Source organism: Paraburkholderia azotifigens (assembly GCF_007995085.1).
Taxonomy (GTDB): domain Bacteria; phylum Pseudomonadota; class Gammaproteobacteria; order Burkholderiales; family Burkholderiaceae; genus Paraburkholderia; species Paraburkholderia azotifigens.
This window is the reverse complement of sequence record NZ_VOQS01000003.1, coordinates 1,214,183-1,227,285: the sequence shown is the minus strand read 5'-3', so window position 1 is coordinate 1,227,285 and position 13,103 is coordinate 1,214,183. Positions and strand designations below refer to the sequence as shown.

11 protein-coding genes and 1 pseudogene are annotated in these 13,103 nt (G+C 63.7%); 5 read left to right on the top strand and 7 right to left on the bottom strand.

Annotation, left to right across the window (positions count from 1 at the left end):
* Positions 1-6: 6 nt before the first annotated feature.
* Positions 7-2,619, bottom strand: a complete 2,613-nt coding sequence (gene hpnN / locus FRZ40_RS22770; protein WP_147235669.1) for a hopanoid transporter HpnN — start codon at positions 2,617-2,619, stop codon at positions 7-9.
* 184 nt (positions 2,620-2,803) lie between these two features.
* Here hpnN and FRZ40_RS22765 point away from each other — a divergent pair, with 184 nt between their 5' ends.
* Positions 2,804-3,409, top strand: a complete 606-nt coding sequence (locus FRZ40_RS22765; RefSeq protein WP_028363855.1) for an MlaC/ttg2D family ABC transporter substrate-binding protein — start codon at positions 2,804-2,806, stop codon at positions 3,407-3,409.
* Between the two features lie 101 nt (positions 3,410-3,510).
* Here the strand turns inward: FRZ40_RS22765 and hpnH are convergent, their stop codons facing one another.
* Entirely contained in the window at positions 3,511-4,668 is a 1,158-nt protein-coding gene (gene hpnH / locus FRZ40_RS22760; protein ID WP_028363854.1) for an adenosyl-hopene transferase HpnH, read from the bottom strand.
* Between the two features lie 11 nt (positions 4,669-4,679).
* Positions 4,680-5,623, bottom strand: a pseudogene (gene ispH, locus FRZ40_RS22755) (4-hydroxy-3-methylbut-2-enyl diphosphate reductase).
* Between the two features lie 475 nt (positions 5,624-6,098).
* On the opposite strand from ispH, the gene FRZ40_RS22750 reads away from it, so the two are divergent.
* Positions 6,099-7,277, top strand: a complete 1,179-nt coding sequence (locus tag FRZ40_RS22750) for a glycosyltransferase (protein WP_028363852.1) — start codon at positions 6,099-6,101, stop codon at positions 7,275-7,277.
* Positions 7,274-7,945, top strand: coding sequence for a lytic transglycosylase domain-containing protein (locus FRZ40_RS22745; RefSeq protein WP_147235668.1), 672 nt, complete (start codon positions 7,274-7,276; stop codon positions 7,943-7,945). The genes FRZ40_RS22750 and FRZ40_RS22745 overlap by 4 nt, the downstream gene beginning before the upstream one ends.
* A 32-nt stretch (positions 7,946-7,977) precedes the next feature.
* Here FRZ40_RS22745 and FRZ40_RS22740 read toward each other — a convergent pair whose 3' ends face one another.
* Both FRZ40_RS22740 and hpnA read right to left on the bottom strand, forming a co-directional pair.
* Entirely contained in the window at positions 7,978-8,499 is a 522-nt protein-coding gene (locus FRZ40_RS22740) for a hypothetical protein (RefSeq protein ID WP_028363850.1), read from the bottom strand.
* A gap of 118 nt (positions 8,500-8,617) precedes the next feature.
* Positions 8,618-9,628: a hopanoid-associated sugar epimerase gene (gene hpnA, locus FRZ40_RS22735; protein WP_028363849.1), complete on the bottom strand. Its 1,011-nt coding sequence runs from the start codon at positions 9,626-9,628 to the stop codon at positions 8,618-8,620.
* Positions 9,629-9,793: 165 nt separating this feature from the next.
* Here hpnA and FRZ40_RS22730 point away from each other — a divergent pair, with 165 nt between their 5' ends.
* Positions 9,794-10,090, top strand: coding sequence for an acylphosphatase (locus tag FRZ40_RS22730; RefSeq protein WP_147235667.1), 297 nt, complete (start codon positions 9,794-9,796; stop codon positions 10,088-10,090).
* Positions 10,091-10,150: 60 nt separating this feature from the next.
* Here the strand turns inward: FRZ40_RS22730 and egtD are convergent, their stop codons facing one another.
* Positions 10,151-11,131 carry an L-histidine N(alpha)-methyltransferase gene (gene egtD / locus FRZ40_RS22725; protein ID WP_147235666.1) on the bottom strand — a complete coding sequence of 327 codons (981 nt, stop codon included), beginning with the start codon at positions 11,129-11,131 and terminating at the stop codon, positions 10,151-10,153.
* A gap of 445 nt (positions 11,132-11,576) precedes the next feature.
* Between egtD and rarD the strand changes: the two genes are divergently transcribed.
* Positions 11,577-12,467 carry an EamA family transporter RarD gene (rarD, locus tag FRZ40_RS22720; RefSeq protein WP_028363846.1) on the top strand — a complete coding sequence of 297 codons (891 nt, stop codon included), beginning with the start codon at positions 11,577-11,579 and terminating at the stop codon, positions 12,465-12,467.
* Positions 12,468-12,469: 2 nt separating this feature from the next.
* On the opposite strand, the gene FRZ40_RS22715 is transcribed toward rarD, so the two are convergent.
* On the bottom strand, positions 12,470-13,015 hold the full coding sequence (locus FRZ40_RS22715) for an Mpo1 family 2-hydroxy fatty acid dioxygenase (RefSeq protein WP_147235665.1): 546 nt from the start codon (positions 13,013-13,015) through the stop codon (positions 12,470-12,472).
* Positions 13,016-13,103: the final 88 nt, after the last annotated feature.

Sequence of the window (13,103 nt, the reverse complement as noted above, 5' to 3'; positions counted from 1 at the left end):
CTATCCTTATTGTTTCTTCGATGCGCGGCGAGCGCGCGGTTTACCCATCAATACCGGCTGGAATACCACAGCGCCAATCAACGTGCACAGGAGGGACAGCGCCAGCAGGCGTCCCATGCTCGATGTGCCCGGATGATGCGACAGCCACAGGCTGCCGAACGCCGTGGCCGTCGTTGCCGCGCTGAACAGCACGGCGTGCGTGAGGCTCGATTGCAGCAGGCCCGTTTGTCCCCTGCGCCACGCCATCACGAAGTAAATCTTGAACGCGACGCCGACGCCGAGCATCAGCGGCAACGCGATGATATTCGCGAAATTGAGCGGCATGCCAAAGACCACGCACAGCTCCAGCGTGACGACGGCCGACACCAGCAGCGGCACGAGCGTGCGCAGCACGTCGCCGAAACGGCGCAGCGTGAGCCAGAGCAGCGCGGTGATCGACAGGATGGCCCACGCGCCCGCCTGCACGAACGACTTGATGATCACGTTCGCCGAATGAAGGATCGAGATCGGGCCGCCGATCGCGCCGGGTTCCGCGGCCTTCACGGCCTTCGCGAAGTTGCGCAACATCACGTCGTCGCCGGGATCGGTGCCCGGCGGCACCTTCGGCGAAATCTCGACGAGCGCCTGACCCGTCTTCGATACCCAGCTGTCGGCGATGTCTTTCGGCACGTTCTCGCGTGTGATTGCCGACGGCTGCAGCAAGGTCGCCAGCTGCTTCAGCGAGATCTTCAGCGGCACCGACATCGCGCGCTCGGCGCGGTCGCGCGTCGAGACGTCGGCGGCGGCGAGCTTGTTCAGCGTGTCCGACAGATGCTTGGCTTCGGCCGCGCCCGGGCCGGGATGATCGTCGGCGGCGAGCGACAGCTGGTTCGCCGTGCGCTTCAACGCGGCGACGCGCACGGCGTCGGTGGAAGGCGGCGCGGGCGTTTGCGTGAGCGCGGGCAGCAGTTGCTGGGCTGCCGCCGAAATCAGTTCGAGCTTTTGCGGCTGGTCGGCGGGAATGAACGTGGTGAGCGTCGTCGTGCGGCCCACTTCCGGCAGCTTCGACAGGCGCGCCGCGATTTTGTCCGCATCCGCGAGCGACGGCGCCAGCGCGCGCACGTTGTTCACGGCGGCTTCGGGCGCATCGTTCAACGAGATCAGCGTCGCCATCGACTCCGTGTGCGGATCCTTCAGATGCAGCGGATTGAAATCGAAACGCAGATGGAGCAGCAGCGGCGATGCACCGATGATCAGCACCGCCGTTGCGATCAGCACCGGCGTGCGGTTGCGGTCGAGGAAGTCGTCGACGGGCGCGAGGAACGTGAAGCCCGGCGATTCCGCTTCGCCCGGCGGATTGAAGACCTTGATGAGCGCGGGCAGCAGCGTCATGTTGGTCAGATAGGCGATGAACATGCCGACGCCCGCGATCTTGCCGAGTTCCGACACGCCGCGATAGGCGGTCGGCAGGAACGAGAAGAAGCTTTCGGCAACGGCCACGGCGGCGAGCGTCAACGGCACGCCGATGCTGTAGGCCGTGTGAATCAGCGCGGCCGCGAGCCGGTCGTCGCGATTGCGCTCTTCGCGGTACTTCACGCCGAACTGCACGCCGAAGTCGACCCCGAGCCCGACGAACAGCACCATGAAGGCGACGGAAATCATGTTCAGCGCGTCGACCATCATCAGCCCGAGCGCGGCCGTGATGACGAGCCCGACGAACAGCGTGATGAACACGGCGACGATCAGGCGCCCCGAGCGCAACGCGAGCCACAGGATACCGAGCACGACGAAGAACGTGACGATGCCGTTGATCTCCGCGCCGTCCTGCACGGAAGCGAACTCTTCATCGGCGAGCGGCTGTTCGCCCGTCAGGCGGATGCGCGCGCCGTATTGCGAATCGAGATCGAGCGATGCCGCCGTCTTGCGGATTTCCTCCGACGCTTTCGCGCCTGCCTGCAGCGCGGCGAAATTCAGCTTGGGCTGCACGACGATGAACGCGCGCGCGGGCACCTTCGCCGCATCCTTGTCGACGAGCGCGCGCCATGAGAAGACGGCAGGCTCGTTGTTGAGCACGTGATCGATGACGGTCGCGCTGCGCGACAGCAGATTGCTCATATCGCCGAGCTTCACCTGGCCGATCTGCAACGGCAGCAGCAGACTCGTCGTGAGCGTGCCCGCGAGACCCGTCAGACTCGGATCGTGTGCAAGCTGGTTGATCAGCGGACGCGCCTTGACCAGTTGCGAAGTCGTCGATTGCACTTCGGCGAGCGACGGGAACAACAAGCCGTTCTTCTCGAAGAATGGACCGCTGCCCGGCTGCATCACCGAGTCGAACTCCGTCGTTTCTTTCTGCAGCGCAGCGGCGAGCGTGTTCGCGGCGGCATCGGCATATTCGGGGGCGCCTGCCTCGACGACGACCAGCAACGATTGCCCGCGATCGGGGAAGGCCTTGTCGATCCGCTCGCCGAGCGCCGCCCATTGCGCATCGTTCTCGACGAGACGGCTGATGTCGGTATTGATCTTGAAGTGATGAACGACATAGATGGCGCTCAGCACGGCGAGCACGAGCGACAGCCCGATGACCTGCAGCGGACGGCGCACCGACCAGACAACGAGGCGAACGATAGAGGACTTCAGCATGTACGCGAGCGGGGCCTTGTCACGGTTGGCATTATTGATAGAGGGCACAAGTATACCGACGCAGCCGCTGCACGGTCGCGTTAGTGAACCAGCGCAGCTTGCCAAAGTCTATATACTGACCCCGTAACCGCGCAGGATGCGGCCTGTCCCGCGCGGGTTCACTCTTAACTGTCTCGACGAGCGTATGAAACGTTATATCTCTGCCTTCCTGGCAGCCGCCGTGGTTTCCACCGCGGCATTCGCACAAACCGCGCCTGACGCGATCGTGAAGAGCGCAGTCGAAGGCACGGTCAACGCGATGAAGGCCGACCCGCAAGCTCGCGGCGGCGACATGAAGAAGATCACGCAGGTGGTCGAGTCGCACTTCGTGCCTTCCACGAACTTCCAGCGCACGACGCGCATCGCCGTCGGTAAAGCCTGGGGCACGGCTACGCCTGAGCAGCAAAAACAACTGTATGAGCAATTCCAGAAGTTGCTCGTCGGCACGTATGCGGCATCGCTGTCGCAACTGCGCGATCAGGACGTGAAGTTCAAGTTCGCGCCGTCGAACACGTCCGGGGATGCGAAAGACGCCGTCGTCCAGTCGCATGTGCTGAGCAACGGCGGCGACGACTCGATCGATTACCGCCTGGAAAAAACGGCGAACGGCTGGAAGATTTACGACATCAACATGATGGGCGCGTGGCTGATCCAGGTGTATCAGACGCAGTTCCAGGATCAGTTGTCGAAGGGCGGTGTCGACGGGCTCATCAAGTTCCTGACCGAGCATAACGCGCGCAGCGCGGGCTGATTCCGTTGCGCCGCCAGGCGGCGGCGCTTGCGGCGGCAACAAAAGAAAAGAGCGCAACGGCGAAGCCGTTGCGCTCTTTTTTCATGCTGCGTCGATGCGTGTTAGTTCAACGCGGCAGCCGACGTCTGCACCTTCTTGCCCGTGCCCGCGCGCTCGATCTGTTCCAGCTTGATCTCGACGTGACGCGAGAACACGTACTCGGCGGGACGCTGCTTGTCGAGCGGGATGTCCTTGACGAATGCGCCCGTGGTACGCGCGCCCGACAGGCTGACCTTCAGCGCCTTCAGCGGATGCGCGACCGTGTCCATCACGGCCGTCGCCTCGAAGCCGCAGTGGACCATGCAGTCCGCGCACTTCTCGTACTTGCCGGTGCCGTACTTGTCCCAGTCGGTGGTTTCCATCAGTTCCTTGAAGGTCTTCACATAACCTTCGCCGACCAGATAGCACGGCTTCTGCCAGCCGAACACCGTGCGCGCCGGGTTGCCCCACGGCGTGCATTCGTAGCTCTGGTTGCCGGCCAGGAAGTCGAGGAACAGGCTCGACTGGCTGAACGACCACTTCTTGCCGTTGTTGCCGCGCTTGAAGATTTCGCGGAACAGGTTCTTGGTCTTGTCGCGATTCAGGAAGTGCTGCTGGTCCGGAGCGCGCTCATACGCATAGCCCGGCGACACCGTGATGCCGTCCACACCGATCTCTCCGACCGTGTCGAAGAACTTGGCCACGCGCTCGGGCACGGCGTCGTTGAACAGCGTGCAGTTGATGTTCACGCGGAAGCCGCGGCGCTTGGCTTCCTTGATGGCCGCGACGGCCTTGTCGTACACGCCTTCCTGCGAGACCGAGTGGTCGTGCGCTTCGCGGTCGCCGTCAAGGTGCACCGACCAGACGAAGTACGGGTTCGGCTCGTAATCGTCCATCTTCTTTTCCATCAGCAGCGCGTTCGTGCACAGGTACACGAACTTCTTGCGCGCCATGATGCCCTTGACGATCTGCGGCATTTCCTTGTGCAGCAGCGGCTCGCCGCCGGCGATCGACACGACGGGCGCGCCGCACTCGTCGACGGCTTCGAGGCATTCCGCCAGCGACAGGCGCTGGTTCAGGATGGGATCCGGATAATCGATCTTGCCGCAACCATTGCAAGCCAGGTTGCAGCGGAACAACGGCTCGAGCATCAGCGCGAGCGGGTAGCGTTTGTTGCCCTTGAGGTGATTGCGCATGATGTACGCACCAACCCGGACTTTTTGTAGCATCGGAATAGACAAATCGTCCTCCTTTAAACTTCGCGTGCAGCGAGTGGTTGCGTCAGCTTCGACGGCAACTTGAATTCAACCTTTTCTTCACGTCCCGCCATCGTCGTAACGTCGACGGGGCCCAGTGCGCGTAGCGCATCGATCACGTTCTCGACCATCTCTTCAGGTGCCGACGCGCCCGCCGTAATGCCGACCGTCGTCACGCTGGCAAACCACTCCGGCTTCACCTCGGAACCGTCGGCGACGAGGTAGCTCGGTACGCCCGATTCGCTGCCGATTTCGCGCAGGCGATTCGAGTTCGAGCTGTTCGTTGCGCCCACCACCAGCAGCACATCGACTTGCGAGCTGAGTTCGCGCACGGCTGCCTGGCGGTTTTGCGTCGCGTAGCAGATGTCGCGCGTATCCGGACCGACGATGTCGGGGAAACGGCGCTTCAGCGCATCGATGATGCCGCGCGTATCGTCCACCGACAGCGTCGTCTGCGTCACGTACGCGAGCGGCGTGTCGATGGGCAGTTCCAGCTTTGCGACTTCGGCTTCGCTCTGTACGAGCAGCACCTGGCCCGGAATCTGGCCGACCGTGCCTTCCACTTCGGGGTGGCCCGCGTGCCCGATCAGGATCAGCGTGCGCCCCCGGCCACATACTGACGACCCTGCACATGGACCTTCGTCACCAGCGGGCAGGTGGCATCGAGCACGTCGAGACCGCGCTGCTCCGCATCGCGTTCGACACTTTGCGCGACGCCGTGGGCACTGAAAATGGCAACTGCGCCCTGCGGCACTTCATCGAGTTCCTCGACGAAGCGCGCGCCTTTGCGACGAAGGTTATCGACCACGTGCCTGTTGTGGACGATTTCGTGACGCACGTAAACTGGTGCGCCATGTTGCTGCAAAGCGCGATCGACAATTTCGATCGCCCTTACGACTCCCGCACAAAAGCCGCGGGGTTGAGCAAGGATGACTCGCATAAGCTGGCGAACTCCGACTGACGCGGGATTCCGGTCCAGATCGGTAAAAACGACCTGTTCGCCGCGTCTGTATATTTAGTTGATGTCTTAAATCCGACGAAAGTCGATACTTGAGACCAAACGCGCATTCTAACGCTATCGCCGTCTATTTGCTTTTCAGGGACACGGGAGTGTGGCGTTTGTGTGGCGGGCGTCGCGGCAAAAATGACTCGCTGCGGCTGTCGGCGGGAACCCTTAAACTAACGGGCTTTGTTGCGCCGGCGCATCGCATGCGCTGCCCGGTGCTCGGCAATTGAATTTTCTGCGACGTCTTTCGTCGGCGACGCATTCTTGAACGTATCGAAAACGCGGACTATCACATATTCGATAGCCGGCCAGTGCTCGATTTCCACGATTGGCGCAGCGTCGCGTGTGTTGCTGGCGCGCCGCGCCCGTGTCCGCGTCCGAAGCGCGCGGCATCCATAGAGGGCTATGCATGATTGCGGCGGTTCTGTTTGTGTTGGCGTGTCTGTCGCTGTTGATCTGGTGTGTGCTGCTGTTCGCGCGCGGCGGCTTCTGGCGCGCGCAGCCCGCGGCGCCGCTCGCGCCCGAGACGCGCGACGCGTGGCCGGGCGTCGCCGCCGTCGTTCCGGCGCGCAATGAAGCCGACGTGATCGCGCGAGCCGTTACGTCGCTGCTCACGCAGGACTATCCGGGCGACTTCCACGTGATCGTCATCGATGACCACAGCACTGACGGCACCGCCGATGCCGCCCGCGCCGCCGCGCTCGCGCTGCAGTGTCCGGACCGGCTCACGGTGATCGGCGCGAAGCCGCTGCCGGCGGGCTGGTCGGGCAAGGTCTGGGCGCAGTCGCAGGGCATCGAGGCGGCGCGCTCGCTCGCTTACACGCCCGAATATCTGCTGCTTACCGACGCCGACATCGGCCATCCGTCGGACGCACTCACGCAACTCGTGATGCGCGCCGACGCCGAAAAGCGCGATCTCGTCTCGCTGATGGTGCGTCTGCGCTGCGATTCGTTATGGGAAAAGGCGCTGATTCCCGCCTTCGTGTTCTTCTTCGCGAAGCTGTATCCGTTCGCGTGGGTCAACAATCCGCGCAACCGCACGGCGGGCGCGGCGGGCGGCTGCATGCTGGTGCGCCGCACGGCGCTCGAAGAAGCGGGCGGCATCGAGTCGATCCGCGCCGAACTCATCGACGATTGCAGCCTCGCCGCGCGCATCAAGCATCGCGGCGAGGGCCGTCATCCCATCCGTCTCGACGTGGCGGCGCAGAGCGTCTCGCTGCGCCCGTACGACAGCTGGCGCGAAATCTGGAACATGATCGCGCGCACCGCGTTCACGCAACTGCGCTATTCGGCGTGGCTGCTGGCGGGCACCCTGCTCGGCATGACGATCATCTATCTCGTGCCGCCCGTCGTCGCCCTCGTGCTCGGGCCGAAGGGCTGGCCGGCATGGCTCGCGTGGGCCGTGATGTGCTGCGCGTACGCGCCGATGCTGCGCTACTACCGGCGCTCGCCGCTGTGGGCGCCGCTCCTGCCGCTCGTCGCGCTGTTCTACGTCAGCGCGACGTTCGGCTCGGCCGTGCGCTACTGGCGCGGCAAGGGCGGCCAATGGAAGGCGCGCGTGCAGGCGCCCGCCGGGTCGAATCAGTGAAGCGGCTGGTCTGCCTGACCGTCCTTGTGCTCAGTGTTATGCAAACTGCATGGGCCGACGATCAGACGAGCCAGAACCACACGTCCGACTACCTTCGCCAGAAGTTCGGGCTCGCGAAGGAGAAAGCCGAGCAGATCTCGAACGCGGTGCGCACCGCGTCCGAAAAGTACGCGCTGCCGCCCGCGCTGATTCTCGCGATCATCTCGATCGAATCTCGCTTCAAGGAAAAGGCCAAAGGCGGTAACGGCGCGACGGGGCTGATGCAGGTCGTGCCCGGCGCGCACAGGCGCATGCTGAAAGACGTGAAGGATCTGACCGACCCTGAGACGAACATCGAAATCGGCTCGGCGATTCTGTACGGCTACGTGAAGTCGGCGGGCGGGGATCTGAATGCAGCGCTGAAGAGCTACGGCGGATCGCAGGCGTATGCGGAGAAGGTCAACGGCCGCGTGAAGACGTTCGCGGATGTCGTGAGTGCGGATGCGAGCACAGTGCAGGGTGCCGACCAGCCGCTGCCGGCGCGCGATGGGGACTGCGACGCGCGCTATTCGTCGCTGTGTATCGGGCCCGTCGTCTACGTGAGCCCTGTGGCGGATGCTGCAAGCAGTCCGAGCGTCTCGCAGCGCGCAACCAATCTGCTGAATTCATTGCTGCCGCTGTCGCATTGAACGTCGACGGCCGCGCTGGCCGTCGCATGCGATCACTTCTGCGTCAGCATCATGTACATCTGGATGACCATGTCGGGCGAAAACTGGAACGGCACCCAGCCATGTCCCGTATGGCGCATCACAAGCAGGCGGTCGCCGTTCGACTGCTTCTGCACGGCCATCATCGGATTCTTCGTCGAGACGAAACGCCAGCCTGCGGGCAGGTTCGGCGGGACTTCCGGTTCCATCGACGCGCGCGCGTTCGACAGTTCCTCGATCAGCTGAGCCAGCTGCAGCGGATGCAGCGTGACCGACTTGCCGCCGATCGACATCGCGATTTCGTTCTGGCTGGGGCGCTCGATATGCAGCGTCGGCTTGTCGTCCACCGTGTCCGCTTGGGCTTGCGGTTCCACGGGCGCGACGGCCGCCGCTTCCGCAGCGGCCGCCGGTTCGGCGTCCGCATGCTGGGCGGTCGCGGCATCGGCTTCGCGCGAAGCAGCGACAGAAGCCGTCGCAGCCTGAATGAGCTGTTGGACGCCCGATTCGAGCGCGCCAAGCTGTTCCTGAAGATTCATGCGTAGTTCTCTGGTAAGACCCGCGATTTTACCTTCTGCGCGCCGACGTGAGCTTTCGAGCCGGCATCGCGAGTTGTAACAAAGCGTGTACAAGTCCGCCCAGAGACGCTTCGCGCCGTCACGCTTTCAGATAGCCCGCTTCACGGAACCAGTCGAGCGCGTCGCGCAAACCTTCGCGATACGAGCGGGCCTTGTAGCCGAGTTCGCGCTCCGCTTTTGCCGCCGTGAAGTACATCTTGTTCTTCGACATCTTCAGGCCATCGACCGTGACGAACGGCTCGCGCTTCGTGAACTTCGCGACGGCCTCGGCGCCGACCGCGAGCGGATAGAGCGGCCAGCGCGGCAGTGCGATCGTCGGCGGCTTGCGTCCGACCATACCCGCGATATCGGCGAGCATCTGCTGCAGCGGCAGATTTTCTCCGCCCAGGATATAGCGTTCGCCAATCTTGCCGCGCTCGAGCGCGAGGAAGTGGCCCATCGCCACGTCGTCGACATGCACGAGGTTCAGGCCCGTATCGACGAACGCGGGAATCTTGCCGAGCGCCGCTTCGACGATGATGCGGCCCGTCGGCGTCGGCTTCACGTCGCGCGGACCGATCGGCGTCGACGGATTGACGATGACGGCGGGCAGACCGTCGTTCGCGATCATCCGTTCGACGGCGCGCTCGGCGAGCACCTTGCTGCGCTTGTAGACGCCGATCGCCTGCTCGGGCGTCATCGGCGAGGTTTCGTCGACGGATGCGCCCGAGCCCGTCACTTTCAGCGTCGCGACGCTGCTCGTGTACACGACGCGCTCTACGCCTTCCTTCAGCGCGGCGCGCATGGTCGCTTCCGTGCCTTCCAGATTCGCGCGCTCGATTTCGTGCGGGTCCGGCGCCCACAGCCGGTAATCGGCCGCGACGTGCAGCAGATAGCGCGCGCCGCGCATTGCCGCGCGCATCGACGCCTCGTCGCGCATGTCGCCGACCGCGATCTCCGCATCGAGCGATTCGACGTTGCGGCGCGGGCTGGTCGGGCGCACGAGCACGCGCACCGCGAAGCCCTTTTGCTGCGCGATGCGCGCGACGGCCGAGCCGACGAAACCGGATGCGCCGGTGACGAGTACGAGGTCGCGAGTCTGATCGGTCATTGCCTGGCGTTCGATGATTTGCAGAGGTCGGAATTGTACGTGGTGCGCGTCAAGACCGTGATTGTCCCGCGGCGCGCACGATGCCGACTGATGTGGAACGGAGCAAGCAAAGCCCGCGCGGCGCGACTAGAATGCCCGCGTAAACGCATAGAAGGAGGTGAGAGCATGTCCGGCACGGATCTCGATTCGCGTATCGAAACGTACTACGTGCGGGTGCGCGGCATGGTGCAGGGCGTCGGCTTTCGTCACGCGACGGTGCGCCAGGCCCATGCGCTAGGTATCCGGGGATGGGTGGCGAACCTGGAAGACGGTTCCGTCGAAGCCGTGTTGCAGGGACCGGCAAACCAGCTCGACCGGATGCTGTCGTGGCTGCGTCACGGGCCGCCGGCGGCGCGCGTGACGGAAGTCACGCACGAAGAGCGCGCCAATGACAAGCGCTACGAGCGCTTCCAGCAGCACTGAAACGGCACACTAAAAACGCGCGGTTTGAAGTCCGCGCGTCTTTTTATGTCATGCAGGCGCTCACCGCGCCACCAGCAGACTTTCCGCAAAGCCCCAATCGCGCTCGAGCCATTGATGGCTGCATGTGAAGCCCGCATCGTCGGCGATCGCATGCAATTCTTCCGCACGATACTTATGGCTGCTTTCCGTCCAGATCGTCTCGCCTTCCCGCAGTTCGACCGACAGGTTCGCCGCGCGCACCTGCGCTTTCACGTTGCGCTTCGCACGCAGATGCATCTCGATACTGCGCACGTCCGGATTGAAACGCGCGACGTGTTCGAAGGCGTCCAGCGGAAAATCGCCGTCCAGCTCGCGGTTGATCCGGGCGAGCAGGTTCAGATTGAACGCGGCCGTCACGCCGATAGGGTCGTCGTACGCCGAAATCAGCACGGGCACCGGTTTTTCGAGGTCGGTGCCGAGCAGCAGCGCGTCGCCGGGCGCGAGCATATTGCGGATGTCGCGCAGAAAACGCGTCGCCGCGAGCCGGCCGAAGTTGCCGATCGTGCTGCCGAGAAACAGGACGAGAAGCGGTTCGTCCCTGGCGCGGCGCTTGCTCACTTCGGCGAGCCCCGCGAGATAGTCGCGCTCATAACCGACGATCGAAATGCGTTCGATATCGCCGAGTTCGCGACGACACAATTGCAACGCGGTGCGCGAAATTTCAATCGGGCAGTAAGAAGTGGGGCGCTTTTTACAGAGCGCTTCGAGGATGCGGCGCGTCTTGCGGCCGCTGCCGCTGCCCAGTTCCGCGACGATCGCGTCGTGCGGCAAATGCGCGACGATATCGCCCGCGTGTTGCGCGAGCAGGCGTTCTTCGGCGCGCGTGACGCCATATTCGGGCAGCGCGGTGATCACTTCGAACAGCGCCGAACCCACTTCATCGTAGAGATACTTCGACGGCAATTCCTTCTGGGGCTGCTTGCTGAGGCCAGCGCGCACGGCGGCGGCGAATTCCGGCGATACGTCGTGCGACAGGTGATGCGATACGGCTGGCTGAGTCATGTTGGCTCCGTGTTGTCTCGTTCCAGTGATGACTTGCGGACTGCGGAAGAGCGAATGCGTTGGAGTGAGTGGACCGGCGTGCGTTCAGGCGGACAAGCGTGAACGCGTTCGATGACCGGCGCGTGTCTGTGTTCGTGCAACGCTTGCACAGAACCATATTGAAAGCCGACGCGCGGCTTCGAGCGGTACATAGAAGCAAGAAACAGACTTGCGTTTCCGCAGACGACACGCCTACGATTCGCCGACAACGTGCGGCGTGAAGATGGAGTTAGTGTTTATAGTGCATCGCGCGTGGATATGCACGGACGCAATCTGGCTGAAAAACGCGGGCGGTGCGGACATACCCTAGAATGCGCGCTTCACGCGACACAGTTGCGCCCACACGCAAGCACGCCGGCGTCGCGCAGTTAAAACAAGACTTAATAATGGACGGACCCTCCCGCCGATGAACGCTTATCAACCGGGACGCGGCATCGCGTTTTCCGTGAGCGCATCGACGCTCTTCGCCCTCATGTCGGTGTACGCGAAGCTGCTCGCGCCGCTGACGGGACTCGACATCTTTGCGTGGCGCGTGATCTGGACCGTGCCGGGCGCCTTCACGCTGATTGTCGTTCGCTCGCGCCTGCCGCAATTGCAGGCTCTCTTGCAGCGTGTGCTTCGCGAGCCGCGCACGGCGCTTCTGCTGGTCGCCAGCGCGATCCTGCTGGGCGCGCAGCTGTGGGTGTTCCTGTGGGCGCCGCTGCACGGGCGGATGCTCGAAGTCTCGCTGGGCTACTTTCTGTTGCCGCTGTCGATGGTGCTGCTCGGGCGCTTCTACTATCACGAGCGGCTCGAACCGTTGCAGTGGCTTGCCGTCGCGTGTGCGGCCGTCGGCGTGCTGCACGAACTGTGGGTGACGCGCGCGTTTTCCTGGCCGACGCTGCTCGTCGCGGTCGGTTATCCGCCGTACTTCGTGGTGCGGCGCAAGATGAACGCCGACTCATTGACGGCATTTGCGCTCGAAATGTCGCTGATGTTGCCGTTCGCGCTTGCGACGGCGTTCAGCGGCGGCTCGCTCGCCTTGCTGTCCGGTCGCGTCGATATGTGGCTGTTGCTGCTGCCGGGTCTGGGCGCGCTGAGCACGATTGCGCTCGCGTCCTATCTGAAAGCGAGCCGTCTGCTGCCGATGGCGCTGTTCGGCATTCTCGGTTATGTGGAGCCGGTGTTACTGGTGATCGCCTCGGTGACGCTGCTCGGCGAAACGCTGACGGTGCAGCAGCTTGGCACCTATGTGCCGATCTGGATCGCCGTCGGGCTCACGGCGCTGCATAGCGCAAGGCTGCTCGCGCCGCGTTGAACTCAGGAGCGATGTCGCGTGACGCCATGCGCGGCATCGACATGCGTCCGCCCGGCTTTCGCTTCGATCGCCTCGCGTAGCACGGGCCGCCAGCCGAACGCGAACAGTGCTTCGGCGAGCACGAAGAGCGGACCGATCAGCAGGCCGATCACATCGTCGACGAAGGCGGGCTTGCGGTGCTCGTAGGCGACGTGTCCGACGAACTGGAACACCCAGCCGATCACGAACAGGCCGATGCCCGATGCGAGCCACGTCAACGTCGGTTGCGCGCCGAGCCACGCGCCGCATGCGACGCACGCCAGCGAGACCACGCACATCATCAGACCGAGCGGCACGTCGAGCACGAAATAGTAGATCACGCTGAGGCCGAACAGCACCCATGCCGGCGACAGCGCGAACGGCAACGAGTCGGGCGACCACGCGGGCCGGCTCAGCAGCACGGCGAGCGCAAGCACGATCATCGAAATGCCGACGAAGTGCGTCGCGATGTTGCGCCGGTCGCGATGATAGGCTGCGTATTGCGCGAGCTGGTCGGTGAGCGTTCTCATGGATGCCGTTCCTCGTCGAAAGTCATCATAATCGCGGGCGGCGCGACGCGACACTTTCGGCTACCCGACAATCCCGCCCATTCAATGC